A 22,700-nucleotide genomic window follows, 5' to 3' on the forward strand; every position below is an offset into this window, starting at 1 on the left:
CTCTGTACCCAACTATATCAAACAATCTTCCCCGCAGATACAGACATCCCCGCCATTCGCAACGCCCCCGAATTCAAGCGATTAATCCCCCAACTCAAAAACCGGCTGCAAAAACAGCACATCGCCTTAATTTTGCACTCGTGCCCCTGCGAAGATGCGCTTTCGTCTTTCACCCGCAAACTCGCCGACACTCACATGGGAATTCATATCGCCTGGATTACCGATACACCGCTGGAATTGCCGCTAACAGGTTTTCGGGTGGATGCAGATGATTTGCTGAATGCGGTGTACAATTGGATTGAAGGGATTGGTTAGCGATCGCACTTTAAAATTTTTCCATCAAATCTTTTTCTGCGGCATAAACATCTCGTAGCTGTTGTAGCCCCGCCTCAGAAATTGCCGATTTAACTTTAGCTACCAACATTCCCCATTCCAGTAAGCTGTCAACTGAAACAGCATTTTTGAACTTGTGCGTGTAGAATTTAGTCCAAAATGCCGGTGCTAGCTTGCTTTTCCAGCGTTTGTACCATCTGCCAAAATCTTGAAGGGCGGGCTCATTTACTCCCACAATCGGCGGAAAATCGGCGTAGCTGACAAATCGGCTGATGCCTTTACCGTGTACGTAAACCATGTAGCGGCAGCATTCTATCCGGTAAATCTCGTCTGCTGCGATATCGAACAGCAGTGCGACTGTTTCTTCGGTGACGAATCGCGCCAGCGGATGCAGGATGGGAGATTTGTGAATTATCTTGGATTCTGCGATCGTGCGCGATTTTGACTGATTTTCTGATATCATTGGTTGTAGACCTCTGGATATGGTAAATGCACCTGTCGATAGAGAGTAAATCTCTTGATGGTCGGTGTGGAGGACAGATAATATCTGTCGAGATGAGGTTTAATAAACGATCGCCTTTTAGTTTTCTAGGCCAGAGGGCGATCGGCTTTTTATATACAGTAATTGTACGACGCAACTGCATCAACTGTCAAGCATGGGTTTAGTCAGGCTAAAAATTCGGGAACTAGCGGCGGAGAAGGGCTGGACGCTTAAGGAAGTATCCGATCGCTCTGGGGTAATTTATAGCACCGTCAGAAGCTATGCTCGTCGTCCTGAAATGGCAATGGTAGACTTTACTTGCCTGCGGAGGTTAGCTCGAACTTTTGATGTGATGATTGAGGATTTGGTTGAGGTTTTGGAAGAATAGCCGATCGCTTTTTCAGATACATAATATTAAACGACAGCAGATTGTCATTTGTCAAGTAAGTATGAGTAAAGGCTTAGTTAGGTTGCGGATTCGGGAGTTTGCAGAGCAGAATGGATGGACGCTTAAGGAAGTTTCCGATCGATCGGGCATTGGTTACAGCACGATCAGAAACTATGCCCAATGTCAAGGCATGACAACCGTTAATTTCGCCTACTTACATAGATTGGCTCGCATTTTCGATATTATGATTGAGGATTTGGTTGAGATTTTGGAGGAATAGCCGATCGACCTTGAGTTTTCGAGATTGGGGCGATCGCTTCTATATTAAATCCCTTTGAATCCCACTTCCATATCCATCTCTTTTGCCGGACTGACAAGAGGTTCCGGCGCCGACTCCTGCTTGCGAAAAACGCCAATTTGATTGAGAACGATCCCGATCAAAATGATGCTGCCACCGATGTATTGAGCCGCAGTTGGTGTTTCGGATAAAATCAAATAGGCAGCTAAAATTCCCGCGATCGGACTAAACGAACTGGCGAGGGATACATCTGCCGCGCCCGCCGTTTTTAGTCCGGTAAACCAGCACAGTTGTCCGCCGACAACAATAATCGCACCGTAGACGAGCATCCACTGCCAGAGGAAGGGCGAAAAAACATCGATAAAGTGGGTGGGAGTATATAAAATTAAAACGACAATAAAGAAAACAATTGTTCCTAGTGTCGTTCTGATCGTCGCGAACAATCCTAACGGAATTTGTTTGAGCGTGACTTTGCTAATAATCGTCGAAATGGCTAAGGCGATCGCCCCTCCTGCTGCCATGAATTCCCCTGTGCCGATCGTCAATCCGCCCGCGTCCATCATATCGGCGGTTGGTGCCTGCAACAAAATAGTCAGTGCAACACCCACAAACGAAACGATCGCCCCGGCAATCACCCAAACATTTACGCGATCGCCCAAAATCAAAATCGACAGCGCTAAAATCAGAGGAGGCTCAATGCGTCCGATCAGCACCACATTATTGACAGCCGTTACATCCAACGCCATAAAAATTAATGATGGAGCCAAAGCCCCAGACAGCAAAGAAACTCCCATCAACCCCCACCAAGTTTTGCCCGGAATCGATCGCAAATTTTCTACCGTACATTGCTGGCGATAAACCAGGAATAAAACTGCTAGCGCGCAGAGATTCCCTACAAATAAAACATTACAAAATGAAATCGGATTTCTGCCGTCGATCGGGTTTTGCGCTCCTAAATCGGTCAGTTTGCGAGTGACAGAGTTAGAGGCAGCAAAAATTATGATTGCTAGCAATAAATAGGTGCGTCCGGGGATGCGGTTGAGTAATTGAGACATGATTAGGTTATTGGTTATGTTGTCAGAACTAGAGCCTCCCGGTAAAATTCATCTTCCCTGCAAAAGCTCCAATTTTACCCTCATCGCTCGACTTTACCATCAAATCCTAGAAAAGCATATTTTTTAATATTTCTTAAAAGAATCAAAAATGATTTCTATAACTTAATTAATCACTAAAAATCAATACCTGGTTGATGTTTGACTAAAAGTTTTTGACTTGCTTACTAAAATTTTTCTAAACATTAAAAAGATTCGACATCATGATTTTGTTGGAAAGTTAACCTATAGCGTAGTGAATAAAAAGTTATAGAGGCTACTCGTTGATATAGCGAACAGGGTTCTGCACATGGAACTAGACTTGACAGTTGACAATCCGTCCTTCAGTGAACTTCAAGACAAACCTCGCATCATCTGGCTAGTTCAAAGTCTAAGGGTTGGAGGGGAGCAAGCTCAAGTTTCTTCTGGTAGGTTGGGTTTAGCGTCAGCGTTACCCAACACCTTCTCGTATCAAATCCGCGCTGCATCAGAATTATTCATCTCTCTCTTGTCTCCCTCTGTGTCCTCTGCGTTCTCTGCGGTTAAATAATTCTAATGCCATCGGAAACGATATCACCGATAACTGAAGTGTACCGAATGGCCGAGAAGGCGAGCGCCTTTTTAGCAAAGTAAAAAATCCGATCGACCCTAAAGTCGCTTATGCGATCGGATTGCCATCTAAAATAGGTTTACGTGCTTTGAGCCAAGATATCCAATATACCAGGCGCAGATTTGAGAGCATAATCGCTATGCCCAACATCATGAATATATGCGAGGTCTTCCTTATACCACTGTTTCATGACTTCGCTCCAGCAGACTACCTCACAAACTTCAGAAATTTTAGTTGCGATCGCACTCTTATTCCTGCTTGACAGACTCAGCCAACCGCTTCGCATTCTCCCGCCGGTGAACATTAATCGGACTGCATTTTCCTGATTCCTGAAATCCACTACATCCGTTACATCCGTGGAGCGAATCCGTTGCCGAACTTCCTTCTGCTATACAAAAAAAATCCCCCGCCAGAAGGCAGGGGATTTCATTTAATTACCTAGAAACCAGAGTTCAGAGTTACCCGAATTTCCCGGCCGTCGAGGCAATTACAAAGGCCGCGTAAGTGAGGACGTTGCCCACAGTAAAGTGAACTAAGCCAACCAAACGACCTTGGACGATCGACAAAGCAACAGGCTTGTCTTTCCAGCGAACCAAGTTAGCCAAAGGAGTGCGCTCGTGAGCCCAAACCAAAGTCTCGATCAGCTCTTGCCAGTAACCTCTCCAAGAGATCAGGAACATGAAACCAGTTGCCCAAACCAGGTGTCCGAATAAGAACATCCAGGCCCAGACTGACAAGTTGTTAGTACCGTAAGGGTTGTAACCGTTGATCAACTGAGAAGAATACAGCCAGAGGTAATCGCGGAACCAGCCCATCAGGTAGGTAGAAGACTCGTTAAACTGAGCCACGTTACCTTCCCAGATGCCCAGGTGCTTCCAGTGCCAGTAGAACGTTACCCAAGCTAGGGTGTTCAGCATCCAGAAGACAGACAGGTACATGGCGTCCCAAGCAGAGACATCGCAGGTACCGCCACGGCCGGGGCCGTCGCAAGGGAAAGCATAACCGAAGTCTTTTTTGTCCGGCATCAGCTTAGAACCGCGTGCATCCAGAGCGCCCTTGACCAAAATCAAGGTGGTGGTGTGCAAGCCGAGGGCGATCGCGTGGTGAACCAAGAAATCGCCAGGTCCGATCGCCAAGAACAGAGAGTTAGTGCTGCTGTTAATACCGTCCAACCAGCCTGGGAGCCACACGTTAGCGTAGTTCGGCCAAGCGGTAGAAGCAATGCTGTCGGGGTTAGACAACAGTACGTCCATGCCGTACAGAGCTTTTCCGTGAGCGGCTTGAATGAACTGTGCGAACACTGGTTCAATCAAGATTTGTTTTTCGGGAGTTCCGAAAGCGACTACAACGTCGTTGTGAACGTACAGGCCGAGAGTGTGGAAGCCCAAGAACAGCGAGACCCAGCTCAAGTGAGAGATAATCGCTTCTTTGTGCTGCAACACGCGATCGAGCACGTTGCCTTTATTTGCTTCAGGATCGTAGTCCCGCACCAAGAAGATAGCTCCGTGAGCGAAAGCGCCGACCATGATGAAACCAGCAATGTACTGGTGGTGCGTGTACAGCGCAGCCATTGTCGTGTGATCCTGCGCCATGAAAGCGTAGGGAGGCATCGCGTACATATGCTGTGCTACCAGGGAGGTGATCACGCCTAAAGCAGCGAGGTGCCAACCTAATTGGAAGTGCAGCGAGTTGTTGTAGGTCTCGTAAATGCCTTGGTGAGGCATATTGAACGGGCCTTCAACTTTTTTGCCAAAGAAATCTTTGGCATCACACATTTCTTTGATGCTGTGACCGATACCGAAGTTAGTCCGGTACATATGACCGGCAACGATAAACAGAACTGCGATCGCCAAGTGGTGGTGAGCAATGTCTGTCAACCACAGAGATTCTGTCTGAGGGTGGAAGCCACCCAAGAAAGTCAGAATTGCTGTTCCTGCGCCTTCGGCAGTACCGAAGACATGGCTCGCTGCATCTGGGTTTTCGGCGTATACGCCCCAGTTACCCGTGAAGAACGGAGCCAAACCTGCCGGGTGAGGCGGGGTTGAAAGGAAGTTGTCCCAACCTACGTGCTGTCCGCGAGATTCGGGGATAGCGACGTGAACCATGTGACCTGTCCAAGCCAAAGAGCTGACACCGAACAAACCAGCCAAGTGGTGGTTGAGGCGAGATTCAGCATTCTTGAACCAAGACAAGCTCGGGCGGTACTTGGGCTGGAGGTGCAACCAACCTGCGAACAGCATGACAGAAGCCAGCAGTAGCAAGAAGATAGCTCCTTGATACAGGTCGCCGTTGGTCCGAACCCCTTGGGTGTACCACCAGTGGTATACGCCGGAGTAAGAGATGTCCACCGGGTTAGAAGCGCCAGCTTGAGTGAAAGCTTCTACTGCTGGAGCACCAAATTGAGGGTCCCAAATCGCGTGAGCGATCGGGCGGACATTTAGGGGGTCTTTAATCCACTGTTCAAAGTTACCTTGCCATGCTACGTGGAACAGGCTGCCCGAAGTCCACAAGAAAATGATTGCTAGGTGGCCGAAGTGAGAAGCAAAAATCTTTTGGTAAAGATTTTCTTCGGTCATGCCATCGTGGCTTTCAAAATCGTGCGCTGTGGCAATCCCGTACCAGATCCGCCGTGTGGTCGGGTCTTGGGCAAGGTCTTGGCTAAATTTTGGAAATTTCGTTGCCATAAGCCTTGATTAATCCTGAATCCTGAACGTTGAAGAGGTTCGGTTCCGAGGTTTGGATTCTGGGTTTGAGATTGCTCCCAAATCCTGAATCCAAAACCTAAAGGTAGTTTACCCTACCGAGATGATTCGCGCTAGGAAGAATGCCCAAGTAGTGACAATTCCTCCCAGGAGGTAGTGAGCTACACCCACTGCCCGACCCTGAATAATGCTCAGAGCGCGAGGCTGAATCGACGGAGACACTTTGAGTTTGTTATGAGCCCAAACAATGGACTCAATCAGTTCTTGCCAGTAGCCGCGGCCGCTGAACAGGAACATCAAGCTGAAAGCGAATACGAAGTGTCCGGCTAGGAACATCAGACCGTAGGCCGACAGTGCCGAACCGTAGGACTGAATTACCTGAGAAGCTTGCGCCCACAGGAAGTCCCGCAGCCAGCCGTTAATCGTGATCGCACTTTGTGCGAAGTTGCCGCCGGTGATGTGAGAAATTGTGCCGTCTGGCGATACTGTTCCCCACACGTCCGACTGCATTTTCCAGCTAAAGTGGAAAATCACGATCGAGATGCAGTTGTACATCCAGAACAAGCCGAGGAAAACGTGATCCCAACCGGATACTTGGCAGGTGCCGCCACGGCCGGGGCCGTCGCAAGGGAACCGGAAGCCCAAGTTACCTTTGTCAGGAACCAAGCGTGAACTGCGTGCAAACAACACGCCCTTCAAAAGAATCAGGACTGTAACGTGAATGGTGAAAGCGTGGATGTGGTGGATTAAGAAGTCCGCCGTACCCAATTCGATCGGCATCATCGCTATTTTGCCGCCGACTACTACTGCACCGCCGCCAAAAGCGTGGCTGACGATTTCCGTAGCATTAGGCGCTGTTGTGCCCGGAGCCAAAGCGTGGATGTTTTGCACCCACTGGGCAAATATCGGACGCAACTGAATCCCGGTATCCGAGAACAAATCTTGAGGACGACCGAAAGCCCGCATTGTATCGTTGTGAACGTACAAACCGAAGCTGTGGAAGCCCAAGAATATGCAAACCCAGTTGAGGTGAGAGATGATTGCATCTCTGTGGCGGATTACGCGGTCGAGCAAGTTATTAACGTGCACGGCCGGATCGTAGTCCCGCACCATAAAGATTGCTGCGTGAGCCGCCCCGCCAACTATCAGGAATCCGCCAATCCACATGTGGTGGGTGAACAGGGATAGCTGAGTCGGGTAGTCGGTCGCGATGTACGGATACGGAGGCATCGCGTACATGTGGTGAGCCACGATGATGCTCAGAGAACCCATCAATGCTAAGTTCCACGACAGTTGGGCGTGCCAAGACTGTGTGAACACTTCGTACATTCCCTTGTGGCCTTCGCCAGTGAAGGGGCCTTTGTGAGCTTCCAGAACTTCTTTGAAGCTGTGGCCAATGCCCCAGTTCGTGCGATAGAAGTGTCCGGCGACGATGAACAGCACTGCCAAAGCTAAGTGGTGGTGCGCTGTATCTGTCAGCCACAAACCGCCTGTGGTGGGGTTCAGACCGCCTCTGAAGGTCAGGAAGTCTGCGTATGCGCCCCAGTTGAGCGTGAAGAAGGGAGTTAAACCTTTAGCGAAGCTCGGGTAAATGTCAGCCATCAACCCCGGTGTCAAAATCCACTCATGCGGCAGGGGGATATCAGCAACTGTTTTAATCAGCTTGCCGCCCACTGTCAGGGGTGCGCCTGCATCGATCGCGTCCATGCAAGCGTTAATCGGCAGAGCAACGTGAATTTGCTGTCCCGCGAAGCCCAAACAACCGCAGCCTAGCAAACCTGCCAAGTGGTGGTTCATCATCGATTCCACATTCTGAAACCATTCCAGTTTCGGAGCGCGGACGTGATAGTGGAACCAACCGGCAAATAGCATCAGGGCCGCCATTACCAAGGCGCCGATCGCAGTGCAATATAGCTGGTATGAGTTAGTGATGCCATTAGCGCGCCACAGTTGAAACAGACCAGAGGTGATCTGAATTCCGTGAAAGCCGCCGCCTACATCTGCATTTAAAATTTCTTGACCAAAAATCGGCCAGACCACTTGAGCGCTGGGCTTAATGGCTGTAGGATCTGTCAGCCAAGCTTCGTAGTTGGAGAATTTAGCGCCGTGGAAATATGCGCCGCTCAACCATACGAAAATTACTGCCAAGTGGCCGAAGTGAGCGCTAAAGATTTTGCGCGAAACGTCTTCTAAATCACTTGTATGACTGTCGAAGTCGTGAGCGTTAGCGTGGAGGTTCCAAATCCAAGTGGTGGTTTTTGGTCCCTTAGCTAGAGTGCGGTCGAAATGTCCCGGTTTAGACCACTTCTCGAAAGAAGTTGGAACGGGATCTTTATCGACTACTACCCTAACTTTTACCTCTCGCTCTGGAGGACTAATGGTCATGAAGACTCTCCTCTCGGTAAGACAAGGAACGAGAACTGAATACTGTATGTGACACTCCCCGCGCTTTTTTAGGCGGGGGATTCTCGGTTCGCCGATAATGCTTGCACTTCACTCTTTGCAGAGTTAGATGCAGGTGCACCATCTCCCCAAGCGTTTTGCTTCTCGCTAGAAGCCAGTTCCCCAGTGTCGCTAACAATGTCTCTGGGTACTGCCAACTCTTCTCGTTATCTGGAGCCGCCGATCGCCTTTTTGATTCAGGTTCGATCCGGCTGCTCCTTTTGAGGGAGTTTTATGAATTATAAGCTTGCTAGAGGAGGATTAATCGCTTGTTAACAATACTTAAAAAAACCTCAATTCTTGATGTAATAATGCCTTTGATTTTCACAGTGTCTTGCAAAAGTCAAGGGGTATTGCCATTAACTTTACAAAACTCAAAGATCAGGCAATTGAGGAATTGTCATTTATAGAGAGATTTTTGGGAAAACGGGTGCGAGACTTATTAGCGGGCTCGGATCGATCGCCTGCGGAGCCTCAATGGAGGGCAGACGGGTATCGGGAATTCCCCAATAGTAAATTCAGTTTTGGGCTATAGTTCCCTATGAGAAGGCTTCTAGGAGTATGGTTGCGTGATTGGCATCAATTGGCAAAGAACGGTTGCGGGCAGGCTGCTGGCATTGTTCGCAACAGCAATATTAATTTTCGGTTTAGCAAGTTGTGGCGCGGGCCGTCCCGAATTGCCCAAATCAGAGAACAATAGCGGCTCAGCTACCGCCCCAGCAAACACAATCTCAGAGGTTTCTCCCCCTGGAGCCATTCAACAACTGCGTCAGGCTCTAGAAATATATCAGCCTCAAATTAGTATTTTGAATCCCAAACCTGACGAAGTGCTTCAGGATATAAATGTGTCCGTTCAGTTCCAAGTGAAGGACTTACCCATTTTTCAAGAGGCAAACTTGGGTGTGGGGCCGCACCTGCAAGTTTTATTAGACAACCAACCTTATGCAGCAGTTTACGACATCAACCAGCCTTTAACACTCTCGGACTTAAAACCAGGAACCCATACCCTGCGCGTGTTCGCCGCTCGCCCTTGGGAAGAAAGCTTTAAAAACGAAGGTGCTTGGGCGCAAACGACATTTCACGTTTTCACCAAAACAGACGACAACAATCCCGATCGAACATTACCCCTATTAACGTACAGCAGCCCCCAAGGCAGCTACGGGGCAGAACCCATCCTGCTCGACTTTTACCTGACAAATGCCCCCCCGCACCAAGCGGCGCAAGAAAATTCCCAAGATGAAATACTCGATTGGAAAATTCGAGCCACAGTCAACGGCCAAAGCTTTGCGATCGACCAATGGCAACCTATATATCTTAAAGGATTCAAACCTGGGAAAAACTGGGTACAGCTCGAATTTATCGACGAAAGGGGAAATAGCGTCAACAACGCCTTTAACAATACAGTCAGACTGATCGATTACCAACCGCAGGGGCAAGATACTCTTTCAAAATTAGTGCGGGGCGAACTAACAACAGCAGAAGCTCGCAGTATAGTCGATCGCACCTACCAAGCCCCCAAACCCACACCAACCCCAACCCCCGAACCAACACCCGCACCTGCATTAGAAAAAACACCAATAGCCGAACCCGACCCAGCGGTTCCAGAAACCCCAGTTACCGAACCGAGCTTAGAGCCAACAGTCGCGCCCGAAGTTGCACCCGTTCAAATAACACAACCCGCACCGACAGCAACCCCGCAACTCGAAGCACCGAAACTTGTAGAACCAGTCAAAGTAATAGAACCGACACCGACAGCAACTCCAGAATTAGACTCACCCAAAATTGTGGAACCGGTTAAAGTCACAGAACCAAAACCCACAGCAACCCCACAGTTAGAAACCCCCAAAGTAGTTGCACCCGTTAAAATAATAGAACCGACACCAAAAGCAGAACCCCAAACACAGAAACAGGAATATCGAGGATACTACAATCGGTTCCGCAACTTTTTGCATCAAGTTACCGAACCTGCAACTCCTTCAGATTCTCCAACTCTGCCAGAAATAACAGAAAAAGCTCCAGTACCAAAAATAGTCGCTCCAGCAGTACCAGAAGCATCTCCCAATCTTGTACCGCCAGCACCGCCGATAGCCGTTCCCGAAACAACAGTTTCAGAACCAGAAAATCCGCCCAAATCCGAACAAAAAGTCGAATTTGCCACCTAACAAAACCTTTCTGCATTCATCTGCGTTCATTCGCGTAAATCTGCCTGCATCAGCGCTCAAAAAACACAAAAATTACAACACTAAAAAATGACCTATCTCGAAACTGCTGCCCAATTCTACAGCGACGTTGCCGAAACCCCCCAAATCGGACTTTGCTGCGTCCAAAGCAGCCCCTTGCAACTGCCTGGATTAAAAATCCCCGAACAAATGCAAGAAATGAACTACGGCTGCGGCACAACAGTTCACGCCGCCGAACTCGTCGGCAATCCAGTCGTGCTTTATGTCGGAGTCGGCGGCGGCTTAGAAGCACTGCAATTTGCTTATTTTTCTCGACAAAAAGGAGCAGTGATTGCCGTTGACCCGGTTGCAACAATGCGAGAAGCCGCAGCACGAAACTTGCAAAAGGCAGCCCGAGAAAATGATTGGTTTGATGCGAGTTTTGTAGAAATTCGCGAAGGCGATGCTTTTGCGTTGCCGGTGCCGGATGCCTCTGTCGATGTTGTTGCCCAAAATTGCTTGTTTAATATCTTTGAACCTGCGGATTTAGCTAAGGCATTAAAAGAGACTTATCGGGTGTTAAAACCTGGTGGCAGGTTGTTGATGAGCGATCCGATCGCAACTCGCCCCATTCCGCAACATTTGAAAGAAGACCAACGCTTGCGGGCTTTGTGTTTGTCGGGGGCTTTAACCTACGCAGAATACGTTCAACACCTTGTAGGTGTGGGCTTTGGGCAAGTGGAAGTCCGGGCGCGCCGTCCTTACCGGCTGCTCGACAAACACAATTACAAATTAGATGCGGATTTGCTGTTAGAAAGCCTCGATACAGTGTCTTTTAAAGTGGACATTCCCCCGGATGGCGCTTGTATTTTCACTGGCAAGACGGCGATTTACGCGGGGTCTGAGGAGCTGTTTGATGACGGGGCGGGTCACATTTTGCAGCGGGGAGTTCCGGCGGCAGTGTGCGATAAAACGGCTGGCAAGTTGGGTGGATTGATGCCGGATAAGGTGTTAGTTACTGATTCGACTTGGCATTATAACGGCGGCGGTTGCTGTTAGGTGAAAAAACGGCGGCTAAAACCGCCGTTTTCACAAACAAAGTTCGCTCCTAGCGGACCGATCGCGCCCATTTTAAAAACTCTTGTTACAAACAAGAGTGTTGGGTTTTGTTCCTCAATCTAATTTAGTATTGCTCTTCTTCGGAACCAGTGCAGCGGGTTTTGTCTGTGTGCTCGTAAAATCTGCAATTTACTACAATCACCAGGCATCTTTGCCAATGGTCTGGTATACAGCAGTTTTCAACCTCTTTGAAGAAGTTGGTTGACCGTATGAACCTAATACTATAGTATTCGATAATGACACACAAGACTATTGACTTATTTTCTGGTGCGGGTGGCTTGACTACAGGATTCCACCAGGCAGGTTTTGAATCTGTATGTGCGATCGACCTCGATGCAAAAGCCCTACATACCTATAAACACAATTACCCAAACACCAAAATTATTCATCAGGATATACGCGAGCTCAATCCTTTGGATTTGCGATTGTGTTTGGGTTTGCAGAGGGAGGAACTAACAGTGTTGATAGGCGGTCCCCCATGCCAAGGATTTTCAAGAAATATTCCTGCTGACTATCGCTACCTCAGCGACTCTCGCAATCAGTTATATAAGACATTTTTAGAATTCGTACAGGAATTTAGACCCCTTTACGTTGTTATGGAAAACGTACCTGAAATCTTGAAAGCTTATGGTGGTGTAGTTAAGAATGAAATTATACAACAACTTGAATTGCAAGGTTATAAAGTAACTTATGCCTCACTAAACTCCGCGCATTATGGAGTACCGCAGACCAGATCGAGGGCTTTTTTCATGGCGAGTTTAGATAAACCGCTTCAATTTCCTGAACCTACACACGCTGGCGAGATTAGAAGCGATTACAGAACTACGAAATCTTGTTACCAACTGAGTCTCCTAAAATCAAACATTTCTTCAGTCGTCACAGTTAGAGATGCGATTGGAGATTTGCCCTCATTGAATGCAGGAGAGGAATATAATGCTGAAGTTTATCCTTTTGCACCCCAAACTTCGTACCAAGCAATGATACGTAATGGAAGTACGAAACTTTTCAATCACGTTGCTCGTGCTTTGAGTCCCATTCAAATGTCAAGAGCGCGTCTTCTTAGTGAAGGACAAGATGCTAGAGACTTGCCACCTGAATTAGCTCCTAAAAAGCACTATAGCGGTGCATACGGCAGGCTTTACTGGGATAAACCAGCAAGAACTATCACCAGGTGGGTTTTCCATCCAGGATCTGGCAGATTTTTTCATCCCACCCAGGATCGGACAATTACAATCCGTGAAGCTGCAAGATTGCACTCTTACCCAGATAACTTTCACTTTCTGGGAACGTACACTGATATGGCTTCTCAAATCGGAGAATCAGTACCTCCACTTCTCGGTAAAATAATAGCTGCATCTATTCTCCAAGTTCACTGTCAAAAGACTGCGTACTGAGTTGATCTTGCAAAGCTGAGAGAACAGTCCGCACATATCGATCGATTGTAAGACGAGTTCGCTCAACCCTGATGTGAACTGCCTCTGGAGGAATGGTTCTAGCTCTGAAAAGTTGCTTTTGATTTTTGTACCAAACTAACTCTAGCTTACCTGCAATATTGCCTTGTAGCCCTGCTCCCGATCTTCCAGTAACTCTATCAACTGTCCAAGCCCAAGAAAAAGCATTTGGGTCAAGTGGATCAAGAGGGAATTCACAGTAAATATATTCATATCCTCTAATGGTTTTCAGCAGTATGCCGACCTAGCTATTGGTAATGCTCTGTGCTGCCTGACTCGATCTAATTTTCTCGTTCCAATGCTGAACAATAGCTGCTCCCAGTTCAGCAGGTGAGGATTGTTCGGTCAAACCAGGAAAACCAAGTTTGGCAGCCTTTTTGATAACATCTGCTCTCTGAATTACAAACAAAAATGTATTGACAACCCTAAGACTATTGAGTTGAAGAGACTTGAGTGACCAACCAGTTGCCGTCGTGGAGTCAACAGCATCATAGAGAAGTTTGCTGCGTCCTAATGCTGGATCTGATAAAGGGATATCCTTGACATAATGAAAAATTGCTTCCCAAGTATAATCTTCGATCGAGCCGATAACTGGAGATGCAATGGTAGCAATAATAGCTTGCCTCAATCTTTCAATCTCGTTTTCCTTCAGCACTCAAGAGTTCCTCTACCGCTCGTAAAAATTCACCCATTGTTATGTCCAGAGCATTTGTAATGTGGCTGAGAACCCTAACAGATGGACTTTTTAGCCCTCGCTCTAGCTGGCTGATATAGGTTCTGTGCAGACCTGTAACTTCTGCCAGATATTCCTGTGACCAACCTTTCTCTATGCGACGACGTTGTATTTCTAATCCTAAAATTTGGTCTAGTTTGGTAGGCTGCATAGAGAAAGATAGTAAAATTTTGAATACCAAAGTTCTACAGACTAAAGTATTCAGTGGGGCAATACGATCGCACCCCTCACCCCTCCTCTTGTGGCACAGCCATCTTGGCTGTCTCCAAAAGCCCGGGTTTAACCAGCTTTTCCCCCATGCCGCCAAACTTCCCGCTAAATTAAAGAAGTGTAAAAATTATTCAGACCCTACCAGGAGATGCCATGCCTCGCGTCAGAGCACCAGAATTCCCCGTAAAGTACCCGTGGCTTAACACCGAGAAACCTTTATCCATTGAATCCTTAAAAGGGCGCGTCGTCCTCCTCGACTTCTGGACGTACTGCTGCATCAACTGCTTGCACGTCCTCCCAGACTTAAAATACCTGGAACAAAAATATAAAGATTCCCTCACGGTTATCGGCGTGCACTCGGCTAAATTTGAAAACGAAAAAGAAGTTGAAAATATCCGCCAAGCTATTCTCCGCTACGATATCGAACATCCGGTAATTGTAGACAGCGGCATGAAAGTTTGGCAAAGCTACGCAGTTCGCGCTTGGCCGACTTTAATGGTGATAGATCCGGAAAGTTATGTCGTCGGCTTTGTTTCTGGCGAAGGCAATAGAGAATCGCTCGACCAGTTAGTTGGTAAGTTAATTGCTGAATACAAAGATAAAAATGCGATCGACTTTAAAGAACTTCGTTTCACCTTAGAAAAACAGCGCAAACCTCTGTCAACCCCGCTGGCTTTTCCCGGTAAAGTGCTGGCATTTGCCATTACTTCTACGGAGGCCAAACAGCTTCACCAACATGAGGCGCTTTTGGGCGAAATGACTGAGGACAATCAATCTGTAGATGAAACTGTATTGCCGGGGCCTGCGAACTCGGTTCAACAAAGCTTGGTTGGTTCTTGCTTGTTTGTTGCAGATTCTGGACACAACCGAATTGTTGTCAGCTCTACTGAAGGTGAGGTGCTGCACGTCATCGGTACGGGGAAACCGGGTTTGACTGACGGTAAGTTTGAAGAAGCTGAGTTTTTTGCACCTCAAGGTATGGCTTTTGATGCAGAAAGTCAAATTCTCTATGTTGCTGATACGGAAAATCACGCTCTCAGAAAGATTGATTTTACAACTGAGCGGGTGGAAACTGTTGCTGGTACTGGCGAACAAAGTCAGGAAATTGCGCCCCGCAGCGGCAAGGGTTTGGAAACGCAATTGAATTCGCCTTGGGATTTAGAAAGGGTTGGCGATCGACTTTTTATTGCTATGGCGGGTTCGCACCAAATTTGGGAGATGCAGTTAGATACTGGTACGATCGGCACTTATGCAGGTACGGGCCGGGAATCTTGTGTTGACGGGACTCTTGCAGAATCTGCTTTTTCTCAGCCCAGCGGCCTGGCTACGAATCGATCGGAATTGTTTGTTGCTGACAGCGAAATTAGTTCGATTCGCGCCCTCGGTATAGATGAAGACCCGAAGGTGCGTACTGTCTGCGGTAGCGGTGAACTGTTTGGTTTTGGGGATAAAGACGGCCGCGGTGAAGATGTGAGATTGCAGCACTGTTTGGGTGTGGAATACAGTCAAAATTATCTGTGGGTTGCTGATACTTACAATCACAAAATTAAGCGGATCGACCACCGCAGCGGTACGTGCATAACGATGATTGGAGATGGTACTGCAGGTTTGGCTGACGGTAGAGGTGTCAAGGCTCGATTTTTTGAACCTTCGGGGTTGAGCGCGATCGGGTCTCATTTGTTTGTTGCCGATACAAACAATCACGTGATTCGGCGAGTTGAGTTGGATACGCTGGAAGTCACAACTGTGCATTTAGCGGGTTTGTGCGCTCCTGATGTTTGCCTTCCCGATCGATAATATAGGGTTAACTCGCAGGGTGCGTCAGACGAAATTCTACAACGATTACCGAGGATTTTGGCTCTGACGCACCTTATACCAAATCCAGGTAACAACCCTTTTATTATGGAACCGCGAAGACGCAGTACGCGAAGCGGCGCGTCAGCGCTCTTATCGCGAAGAGAAGAGTCACAAGATAAAGGGGGTGGCAAACCCGGATTTGGTATTACTAGATTGATGTCCCATTAAGCTCGCTCATTAGTTGACACCAATGCAATGCCCGCTTAACTTTATACAATGTTCATCGAGCAGTTGAATCTAAAATCAGCAATCGGCAATCTAAAATTCTGAATTGCTCAGCAACCGCACAATTTTTTCGGCATCGTTCAATTCGCCGACAATTCGCCGCACGGGTTTCGGCCAGATTTTAATCAAAGTAGGTGTTGCTGAAATCTGATCTGCCTCGGCTTGTTCGGGATGTTTTAAAACATCAATTACTTTTAAAGTGTAGGGACGGTCGAGGCATTGTTCTAAGAATTGGTGTAATGTTTCGAGGGTGCGTTCGGTGCTGGGGTTGCTGCCGGAAACAAACAGTCGCAAAACGTACCCTTGAGTTGGTGGCGGTTGGGTAAGTGCGGTTGGTTTGGTTGGCTGCGCCTGCTGCAATTGCTGGAAGCGGGAGGGAGGTACGATCGGGAAACTGCCAAAGTCCGATCGCCCAACCGAGATCGGATACTGTACAACTAAGTCGTGATTTTCCCACAGTTCGGGGAATTGTTGGTGATAAGTGGCGATTGCCATCGGTTCGCACATTTCGTGGCTGCGGGGATGCCAAACCAAGTCGCCAGTGCCAAAAATGGCATTCAGCAGCGTTTGATGTCGCAGCACCGGCCCGTAGGCCTCGGCTGCAACCCGCAACTGTCGATCGCTCCGATCTCGCCAGCAGTCAACGGTTGCCGTGTAGCAAGGTATCAGAAAATGCGGCGGTTCCGACAAACCGAGTATTTCCTGTAGAGCTACGCACAACTGCAAGTGCCACTGAGTTTGCTTGCGGGAGTCTATGCAATAGATTAAGTCTCCCCCCGGTGTAAACAGTGCAATGCCTTTGAAAATTTCCGGCAAAATCGGGCGATCGACTTTCAATTAAGTACACCAATAACAGTTAGCAGCTAACAGTTAACACTCGATTTTTACCAGTTGATAATTGACATTGACCTTTATGAGCGGGTTTAACAGTTGATAATTGACATTTGATAATTGTCAACTGTTTAAATCCCCATCCTAAGAACCTCGTTGTCAACTGTCAACTGTCAACTGTCAACTGTCAACTGTCAACTATTTAGACTCGACCTCGGAGCATCTGAGCCATTTCGTTCGGAGCCGGCGAGTTTTCTACACAAAGCTCTTCAGTAATCCGGCCTTCTTGATAAAGACCGTAGAGCGACTTATTCATCGTCGTCATGCCTTCATAAGTATCTTTGATCATGATTTGATTAATTTCCTCATTCTGCCCCTTCAGAATGTATTCCTTAACCACGTCGGTATTGATCAGAACGTCGTGGAAAGCTGCCCGCTTGCCGTCTGTGGTTTTGCACAGCAGTTGAGCAATAATCGCTACTAGGGATTCGGAAATTGATACCCGTATGGCCTCTTGTTCTTCCGCCGCGAACATATCCAGAATCCGGTTCAGGGTTTTAATCGCACTGTTCGTGTGCAGGGTTCCTGCAACTAAGTGACCGGTTTGAGAGGCTTTGAGGGCGATTTCCACCGTCTCTCTGTCCCGAATTTCTCCGACTAGCAGCATATCCGGGTCTTGTCGCAGAGCGCCTTTGAGAGCATTCATAAACTTGAGGGTGTGCCTGCCGACTTCCCGGTGCTTGATCAAGGATTTTTTGCTTTCGTGTACGAATTCTACCGGGTCTTCGATCGTGATGATATTGTAAGCTTTATTCTTATTGATGTAGTCGATCATCGCGGCCAACGTGGTAGACTTACCCGAACCTGTCGGGCCCGTCACCAAAATCAGTCCTTTGTGGTAGCCGCATATTTTCTTAAAGACATCTGGCAGCTTCAATTCCTCCATTGTCATGATTTTGGCAGGAATTAGCCGCAGCACCATCGCCGGGCCTGCCAAGGAGTCCATGCAACTGATCCGGATGCGGACAAAGCCGAAGTCGAAAGCGCCGTCAAAGTCTAGGGTTTTTTGGAAAATTTCTATTTCTTCATCGCTCATGCACTCGCGAAGCCAGCCAAAAAACGTATCTAAATCTGTCTGTGGATAGCCGATGTCGGCAATTTCGCCGCGCGTGCGGAAGCGAGGGAATTCGTTTACTCCGAGGTGAAGGTCGGATACTCCTTCTTCTTTGGCTCGGATGACTAGCTCTTTCAAACTCGGAGTTCCGCCACTGCTAGAGTTCGGGTTTTTAGGTGTGGCCAAGGATTGGGGCGCTGCAGCAGGCGGCGGTGCTGGTGCCGGCGGCGGCGGTGCTGGTGGCATTCCTGCTGCTCTGGGAATGCCTGGGGCTGGAGGGCGGGGCAGCCCTGGGGGTGGGGGTGCTCCGGGTACGGGCGGACGAGGTGCTGGCGGGTGCTGTTGTGTCATATGCGCTACCTTAGTTTGCTGAGAATGCTGACTCGAACAGAGGATTTGTGGAACTTGAAGAATACTAAACGCAATTGTGCGTGTCTTTCACAGAGAGATGGCGATACGCGGGAAAATCGGCTCTTTCCAGGTTATTTCTTTTCCTTCTACCTCTATTGTCTGGTTGACTTCTATTTCAAAGGCTTCGGCTATTTTAGTCGGCAAACCCTCGTCCAAATCTCTATAAACCGCTGTTAATTCTTGACCTTTCTGTTCTCGCTCATCTAAATATTTTAGAACGGATTCGGGAATTTGAGTGGCGCTCAAGGGAACTAGATAATAATCTCCCTTTTCCTGAATAAACCCCCGGGTCTGTATTGCCCCCATCTTAGAGTCGCCCACATACAATAGTCCAGTTTTTTTCAGGGTTGCTCTGACTCGGGTAATAGCGGGACAGTACAAGGGATCGTCAGCTTTGTTTCCCGCTACTATTTCAGTGGCCACTGGCATTCCCAAAGGATCTATAGTGGCCAGCATCACTTTAACTTGGGCTAAATCTGGTCGATGATCTTTACTATACCCGTATTGAAATAATCCTTGTTCATTCACTCCACAGTATGAAGAGGCACTTGTACTATCTAGGCGGACTCGCTCGGCTTTTAAGTCATAGACTTCTAATAGGTTGGCACCCAGTTCTTGCTCAAATTTTTGCCAAACCTCGGAGTCACTTAGGTATCGCAATACCGCTTGTAATCGGTCATCACTTAAATCTAAGGCTCTGATAGCCGTCCCGGTACAAATACTTAAGGTCTCTAACCGATTTTCTACCCAAGACTGAACGTGGCTTAATCGATGGTCTGCTTGTGATAAAATGTAACTCAACCATACTACCGCTAACCATCCCAGGCTTATTCCTTGCCAATTCCCATGAGTAATGAAGTGTTTGTCCAGTAGCTTTTGGATTCCCATCCGCTCCAATATCGCTAGTAATACAGGTATGTCATCTACTCTTTCGGTGTTGAATTCTTCGTTGTTGTTCATCCCTATCCCCCACCTATACTACAAAGGTTTGAGCTACAATACCCAGGCTTTTGACTCGTTATTTTATTAAGATAATCCTCTAGTGTACACTCAAAGCCGGTCAACTGCATCTGGAGTTTTTAAGAAAACTCTCTCTGCCGTTAACTCTCCTACCATTTTTGAATAAACGCTCTGTTTTTTTCTAGTCCGGAAGAGAGGATTGACTTGCCATCTTTTGTACTTTTTTAAAAATGAGCGAACCGTAAGTCAATACTTCTCGGTTAAGGATCGATATCACGCTTCCGAGAAGTATTGGGCCCCATCCAGTACAATTGATTTAGAGGCGCTATAGATAGTTATTGTTCTTCAAAATGAAATGATTTAAAGAAGTCTAACCATATTTTCTTCAAAGCAAAATAAAGCGGGAACATAAGGTTTAGGGAGTAGTGAGATATATGCCTGAATCACTGATTCATTATTGGAAGCAACGAATTCGTAAAAATTTGTACTATTCCAGATTAAATATACAAATTTAAAATATTTTTTTATAGCACTAACAGCCGTCTCAAAATCAACCTGGCCAGTCTCCAAACCATTCTTAAGAAAAGTCGAATCCTTCCAGGATATCTCCTCCTCAGAAAAATAATGATTCTTAAAATATTTGTCTTTTATTTCTTCACGTCTTTTATACTCCTCTATATCTGGCTGTTTCAGTTTTTCCAGAAAAATCACTAGGCCATCTTCTTTAAGCAATTTAATTAGATATTTGATTTGTTCTATTCGGTCAGCATGATAAAACTGGAATGTCACAGAAGTATAGATAAAATCGAATCCATTTTTGTATAAATGCAAACTCGGTTGAGAAGCAATATATTCAGGTGTGATATCAACAAAACAGCCATGATAAAACTTTGAATATTCTGGATTGCACAAGCGATAGAATTCATTTTTATTCGCGAGATTAGGAGAGTCAGTAAAAGTTCTGATTAAACCATTAGAATAATCCGCTATTGTTCGGGCTGGCGTAGCATCTGCATCACTTGTTGCATAATAAGTAAAGTAATCCTTCCGATCGCTTGCTAAATATTTAGCTACTCTGCATAGACCTAATCCTAGACGACATAATTCTTCCAGGATAAAGGGAACGCTGGCACAATAATGGCGATAAAAGCATCCCATATTTTTCTGAAATAACTTGTGATATTCTAGAATCTCGTTGTCTTGAGAAAGGAAATCTAAATTAGCTTCTATCGGTAGCTTTGGCACTTGGCTAATTCCTAGTGCTACGTTTTCAAAATGTTGGACAAGAGTTGTTATTCGCGAACCTTTTAAGGTTTTTTCACGATATTTTTGATAGTCTCGATCGCTCATAGTTTTCTCCAAATATACAAAGTGTTATCAATAAATACTTTTCGCCTGTTGCCATCTATTCATACACAGCGATCGCCTCACCCAAAACATCAAGTTTTGGCTCCACACCTAACCCCGGAGTTTCTGGAGCATAAGTTTTACCCCCTTGATTTCTGGCTCCACCTGTAGCCGTGTCAATAGTCAGCATATCATGGCACAACCAAGTTGCTCGCAAATGAGTTTCTGGAGTTGCTTGAGCCAGATGCACGGCTCCTGTATCTGCGATTATACTCCCTCCAGTCTCTTCAATATTCATTCGGATACCCGTTTCCACACAAAAATCTCGGATGCGCTTGGCCTTAGTTAATCCGCCCACACGACCAATCTTAAGGCCAATAGCCTCACAAGCCCGATCGGCATTAGCGCGGACAATATCGCCATAGCGCTGAATGCATTCATCAAGGATAATAGGATGAGACGTAACTCGACGAACTTGGAGACACTCCTCGTAAGTTTCACAAGGTTGTTCAAAATAGATAATATTGTCGGTTACTGCGTTCATCACCCGCATGGCTTCATCCACCAACCAAGCTCGATTAACATCGAAGGTAGCACTTTCATTTGCCGATAAATAAGAACTGACGGCTTTGATTCTTTCAATGTCTTTAGCCACATCTGCTCCAATCTTACAAGTATGGATAGTGTAGCCTTTTTGTTGACCTCTGGCAATAGATTCAATCATTTCTTCCGGAGTGCCAGTGGGAACGGAATTTTGGATGATAATGGGTTGGTTTAATCGACCACCAAACAATTCGCAAAGGGGTAACCCCGTCGCTTTACCCAGAATATCCCAACAAGCCATATCCAGAGCTGATTTAATGTAAGGATGACCGGGTAGGGCAATATCCATAGTCCGATAGATAGAATCGGTACGTCTGGGATCGAGTCCGAGGAGTTGAGGTGCTAGTTCCTCAATTCCCGCCCTCACACCCTTGGCAAAAGCCGGTAAATAAGTGGAACCCCAAGGACATCCTTCTCCCCAGCCTCGGATGCCTTCATCAGTATCAATCGCCACTATAGTAGAATCGAGTTTGTCAAAATACAACCGACCTCCTGATAGCCGATATGGATGCTCTAGGGGTAAGGTGACTTGATAGACAGAAATTCGAGAGATTTTGATGTTTGAGACCATTTTATGACTAAACGACACTAATTTTAAGCAATGGGCAGCTTATGTTCCTGAAGCTTTTCGTAATAGGGCAAACAAAATTGATAAGCCCGTTGTAAATGTTCATTATCTTCCACTGCCACATAGTTCTTTTTCTTTGGCTGCTGAAACCCCCTACTAGAGATTACTTCAGTTAACCAATTTCCTCCGTCCCAATGGGTCATTTCAGGGCGCTGCTTTGCTTCCCATTCTAGGGCTTCTTTTATGAACGGTATATTAACTGCATCGCAGTAGGCTTTAACGGTTGCTTCTGGTTTTTGTACCAGATCGTCCGAGTCGATTACCACTGGGACTTTTCCCCTAATTTTTTTAGCTATTTCAAACAGATTATATAGTTCGGCATAACCTGTTTCTTCTAAGGTAAAGTCAGGCCACAGATCGTAAAGTGATGGGAGCATTTTAGCGGGATGACGCAAAAGAAAAGTATTTTCAAATGCGGACAAAAATTCTCCTTCAGCTAGGTGAATGACATAGTAAGCCATGTCTTTGATGAAAATAGCCTGGGAGTCGGCTTGCTGTCGTAATTTTTGCCATGTTTTTTGGTAATTATATTCAGGATTGAGTTCTATTTCTGGATAACGATTGGTATTGCGACGCTCTTGGGAGTTGTAATAAGATAATCCAAAGGGTTCGTGAAAAGCCAGAAAATCACCTCTTTGGCGCATCATCATCTCAAAGGCAGTGGAAGTTGAGCGAACCGTTGCCCATAAAGCTAAGATTTTTTTCAT

20 protein-coding genes are annotated in these 22,700 nt (G+C 46.8%); 7 read left to right on the forward strand and 13 right to left on the reverse strand.

Annotated elements, in window-relative coordinates:
• A partial coding sequence (locus WBA89_RS08910) for a hypothetical protein (RefSeq protein ID WP_424405734.1) occupies window positions 1-315 on the forward strand: 315 nt, incomplete at its 5' end.
• Between the two features lie 10 nt (window positions 316-325).
• On the opposite strand, the gene WBA89_RS08915 is transcribed toward WBA89_RS08910, so the two are convergent.
• Window positions 326-796 (reverse strand): hypothetical protein, encoded by a 471-nt coding sequence (locus WBA89_RS08915; RefSeq protein ID WP_424405736.1) that lies wholly within the window; start codon window positions 794-796, stop codon window positions 326-328.
• Between the two features lie 193 nt (window positions 797-989).
• Here WBA89_RS08915 and WBA89_RS08920 point away from each other — a divergent pair, with 193 nt between their 5' ends.
• Window positions 990-1,202, forward strand: coding sequence for a helix-turn-helix domain-containing protein (locus WBA89_RS08920; protein WP_193974409.1), 213 nt, complete (start codon window positions 990-992; stop codon window positions 1,200-1,202).
• 61 nt (window positions 1,203-1,263) lie between these two features.
• Window positions 1,264-1,482: a helix-turn-helix domain-containing protein gene (locus WBA89_RS08925; protein WP_194010317.1), complete on the forward strand. Its 219-nt coding sequence runs from the start codon at window positions 1,264-1,266 to the stop codon at window positions 1,480-1,482.
• Between the two features lie 44 nt (window positions 1,483-1,526).
• On the opposite strand, the gene WBA89_RS08930 is transcribed toward WBA89_RS08925, so the two are convergent.
• The 4 genes from WBA89_RS08930 to WBA89_RS08945 all read right to left on the reverse strand — a co-directional run bounded on the left by WBA89_RS08930 (window position 1,527) and on the right by WBA89_RS08945 (window position 8,503).
• Window positions 1,527-2,555, reverse strand: coding sequence for a DMT family transporter (locus WBA89_RS08930; RefSeq protein ID WP_424405739.1), 1,029 nt, complete (start codon window positions 2,553-2,555; stop codon window positions 1,527-1,529).
• A gap of 1,104 nt (window positions 2,556-3,659) precedes the next feature.
• A complete protein-coding gene (gene psaB, locus WBA89_RS08935; protein WP_424405741.1) occupies window positions 3,660-5,885 on the reverse strand; it encodes a photosystem I core protein PsaB in 2,226 nt (741 codons plus the stop codon).
• A 108-nt stretch (window positions 5,886-5,993) separates the two neighbouring features.
• The gene (psaA, locus tag WBA89_RS08940; RefSeq protein ID WP_424405743.1) at window positions 5,994-8,288 is read right to left on the reverse strand and encodes a photosystem I core protein PsaA; all 2,295 of its coding nucleotides are present in this window, start codon (window positions 8,286-8,288) and stop codon (window positions 5,994-5,996) included.
• A gap of 68 nt (window positions 8,289-8,356) precedes the next feature.
• Window positions 8,357-8,503, reverse strand: a complete 147-nt coding sequence (locus WBA89_RS08945; RefSeq protein WP_424405745.1) for a hypothetical protein — start codon at window positions 8,501-8,503, stop codon at window positions 8,357-8,359.
• Window positions 8,504-8,914: 411 nt separating this feature from the next.
• Here WBA89_RS08945 and WBA89_RS08950 point away from each other — a divergent pair, with 411 nt between their 5' ends.
• The 3 genes from WBA89_RS08950 to WBA89_RS08960 all read left to right on the forward strand — a co-directional run bounded on the left by WBA89_RS08950 (window position 8,915) and on the right by WBA89_RS08960 (window position 13,017).
• Window positions 8,915-10,507 carry a hypothetical protein gene (locus WBA89_RS08950; RefSeq protein ID WP_424405747.1) on the forward strand — a complete coding sequence of 531 codons (1,593 nt, stop codon included), beginning with the start codon at window positions 8,915-8,917 and terminating at the stop codon, window positions 10,505-10,507.
• 87 nt (window positions 10,508-10,594) lie between these two features.
• Entirely contained in the window at window positions 10,595-11,563 is a 969-nt protein-coding gene (arsM, locus tag WBA89_RS08955; RefSeq protein ID WP_424405748.1) for an arsenosugar biosynthesis arsenite methyltransferase ArsM, read from the forward strand.
• A 296-nt stretch (window positions 11,564-11,859) separates the two neighbouring features.
• Window positions 11,860-13,017: a DNA cytosine methyltransferase gene (locus WBA89_RS08960; RefSeq protein WP_424405750.1), complete on the forward strand. Its 1,158-nt coding sequence runs from the start codon at window positions 11,860-11,862 to the stop codon at window positions 13,015-13,017.
• 301 nt (window positions 13,018-13,318) lie between these two features.
• On the opposite strand, the gene WBA89_RS08965 is transcribed toward WBA89_RS08960, so the two are convergent.
• Together WBA89_RS08965 and WBA89_RS08970 are read right to left on the reverse strand one after the other, a co-directional pair.
• The gene (locus tag WBA89_RS08965; protein WP_424405752.1) at window positions 13,319-13,702 is read right to left on the reverse strand and encodes a hypothetical protein; all 384 of its coding nucleotides are present in this window, start codon (window positions 13,700-13,702) and stop codon (window positions 13,319-13,321) included.
• 4 nt (window positions 13,703-13,706) lie between these two features.
• Window positions 13,707-13,958, reverse strand: a complete 252-nt coding sequence (locus WBA89_RS08970) for a helix-turn-helix domain-containing protein (RefSeq protein WP_424405778.1) — start codon at window positions 13,956-13,958, stop codon at window positions 13,707-13,709.
• Window positions 13,959-14,170: 212 nt separating this feature from the next.
• Here WBA89_RS08970 and WBA89_RS08975 point away from each other — a divergent pair, with 212 nt between their 5' ends.
• The gene (locus WBA89_RS08975; RefSeq protein WP_424405754.1) at window positions 14,171-15,814 is read left to right on the forward strand and encodes a thioredoxin-like domain-containing protein; all 1,644 of its coding nucleotides are present in this window, start codon (window positions 14,171-14,173) and stop codon (window positions 15,812-15,814) included.
• 318 nt (window positions 15,815-16,132) lie between these two features.
• Here WBA89_RS08975 and WBA89_RS08980 read toward each other — a convergent pair whose 3' ends face one another.
• From WBA89_RS08980 to WBA89_RS09005, 6 genes are all read right to left on the reverse strand, one after another.
• Complete coding sequence (locus tag WBA89_RS08980) at window positions 16,133-16,936, reverse strand: circadian clock KaiB family protein (RefSeq protein ID WP_424405756.1); 804 nt, start codon at window positions 16,934-16,936, stop codon at window positions 16,133-16,135.
• A gap of 196 nt (window positions 16,937-17,132) precedes the next feature.
• Entirely contained in the window at window positions 17,133-18,395 is a 1,263-nt protein-coding gene (locus WBA89_RS08985; RefSeq protein WP_424405758.1) for a type IV pilus twitching motility protein PilT, read from the reverse strand.
• Between the two features lie 87 nt (window positions 18,396-18,482).
• Window positions 18,483-19,415: an IS1634 family transposase gene (locus WBA89_RS08990; RefSeq protein WP_424405760.1), complete on the reverse strand. Its 933-nt coding sequence runs from the start codon at window positions 19,413-19,415 to the stop codon at window positions 18,483-18,485.
• A gap of 360 nt (window positions 19,416-19,775) precedes the next feature.
• Window positions 19,776-20,765 (reverse strand): hypothetical protein, encoded by a 990-nt coding sequence (locus WBA89_RS08995; RefSeq protein ID WP_424405762.1) that lies wholly within the window; start codon window positions 20,763-20,765, stop codon window positions 19,776-19,778.
• Window positions 20,766-20,820: 55 nt separating this feature from the next.
• A complete protein-coding gene (locus tag WBA89_RS09000; RefSeq protein ID WP_424405764.1) occupies window positions 20,821-21,936 on the reverse strand; it encodes a mandelate racemase/muconate lactonizing enzyme family protein in 1,116 nt (371 codons plus the stop codon).
• Between the two features lie 23 nt (window positions 21,937-21,959).
• Window positions 21,960-22,700, reverse strand: coding sequence for a hypothetical protein (locus WBA89_RS09005; RefSeq protein ID WP_424405766.1), 741 nt, complete (start codon window positions 22,698-22,700; stop codon window positions 21,960-21,962).

Origin of the sequence: Microcoleus sp., assembly GCF_049646505.1 — a bacterium.
Lineage (GTDB): Bacteria > Cyanobacteriota > Cyanobacteriia > Cyanobacteriales > Microcoleaceae > Microcoleus.

What these genes read in the sequence shown, in the direction of transcription:
- WBA89_RS08915 (WP_424405736.1), bottom strand. Translation starts at nt 796, where the DNA reads ATGATATCAGAAAATCAGTCAAAATCGCGCACGATCGCAGAATCCAAG.
- WBA89_RS08920 (WP_193974409.1), top strand. Translation starts at nt 990, where the DNA reads ATGGGTTTAGTCAGGCTAAAAATTCGGGAACTAGCGGCGGAGAAGGGC.
- WBA89_RS08925 (WP_194010317.1), top strand. Translation starts at nt 1,264, where the DNA reads ATGAGTAAAGGCTTAGTTAGGTTGCGGATTCGGGAGTTTGCAGAGCAG.
- WBA89_RS08930 (WP_424405739.1), bottom strand. Translation starts at nt 2,555, where the DNA reads ATGTCTCAATTACTCAACCGCATCCCCGGACGCACCTATTTATTGCTA.
- psaB (WP_424405741.1), bottom strand. Translation starts at nt 5,885, where the DNA reads ATGGCAACGAAATTTCCAAAATTTAGCCAAGACCTTGCCCAAGACCCG.
- psaA (WP_424405743.1), bottom strand. Translation starts at nt 8,288, where the DNA reads ATGACCATTAGTCCTCCAGAGCGAGAGGTAAAAGTTAGGGTAGTAGTC.
- arsM (WP_424405748.1), top strand. Translation starts at nt 10,595, where the DNA reads ATGACCTATCTCGAAACTGCTGCCCAATTCTACAGCGACGTTGCCGAA.
- WBA89_RS08960 (WP_424405750.1), top strand. Translation starts at nt 11,860, where the DNA reads ATGACACACAAGACTATTGACTTATTTTCTGGTGCGGGTGGCTTGACT.
- WBA89_RS08970 (WP_424405778.1), bottom strand. Translation starts at nt 13,958, where the DNA reads ATGCAGCCTACCAAACTAGACCAAATTTTAGGATTAGAAATACAACGT.
- WBA89_RS08975 (WP_424405754.1), top strand. Translation starts at nt 14,171, where the DNA reads ATGCCTCGCGTCAGAGCACCAGAATTCCCCGTAAAGTACCCGTGGCTT.
- WBA89_RS08985 (WP_424405758.1), bottom strand. Translation starts at nt 18,395, where the DNA reads ATGACACAACAGCACCCGCCAGCACCTCGTCCGCCCGTACCCGGAGCA.
- WBA89_RS08990 (WP_424405760.1), bottom strand. Translation starts at nt 19,415, where the DNA reads ATGAACAACAACGAAGAATTCAACACCGAAAGAGTAGATGACATACCT.
- WBA89_RS08995 (WP_424405762.1), bottom strand. Translation starts at nt 20,765, where the DNA reads ATGAGCGATCGAGACTATCAAAAATATCGTGAAAAAACCTTAAAAGGT.
- WBA89_RS09000 (WP_424405764.1), bottom strand. Translation starts at nt 21,936, where the DNA reads ATGGTCTCAAACATCAAAATCTCTCGAATTTCTGTCTATCAAGTCACC.
- WBA89_RS09005 (WP_424405766.1), bottom strand. Translation starts at nt 22,700, where the DNA reads ATGAAAAAAATCTTAGCTTTATGGGCAACGGTTCGCTCAACTTCCACT.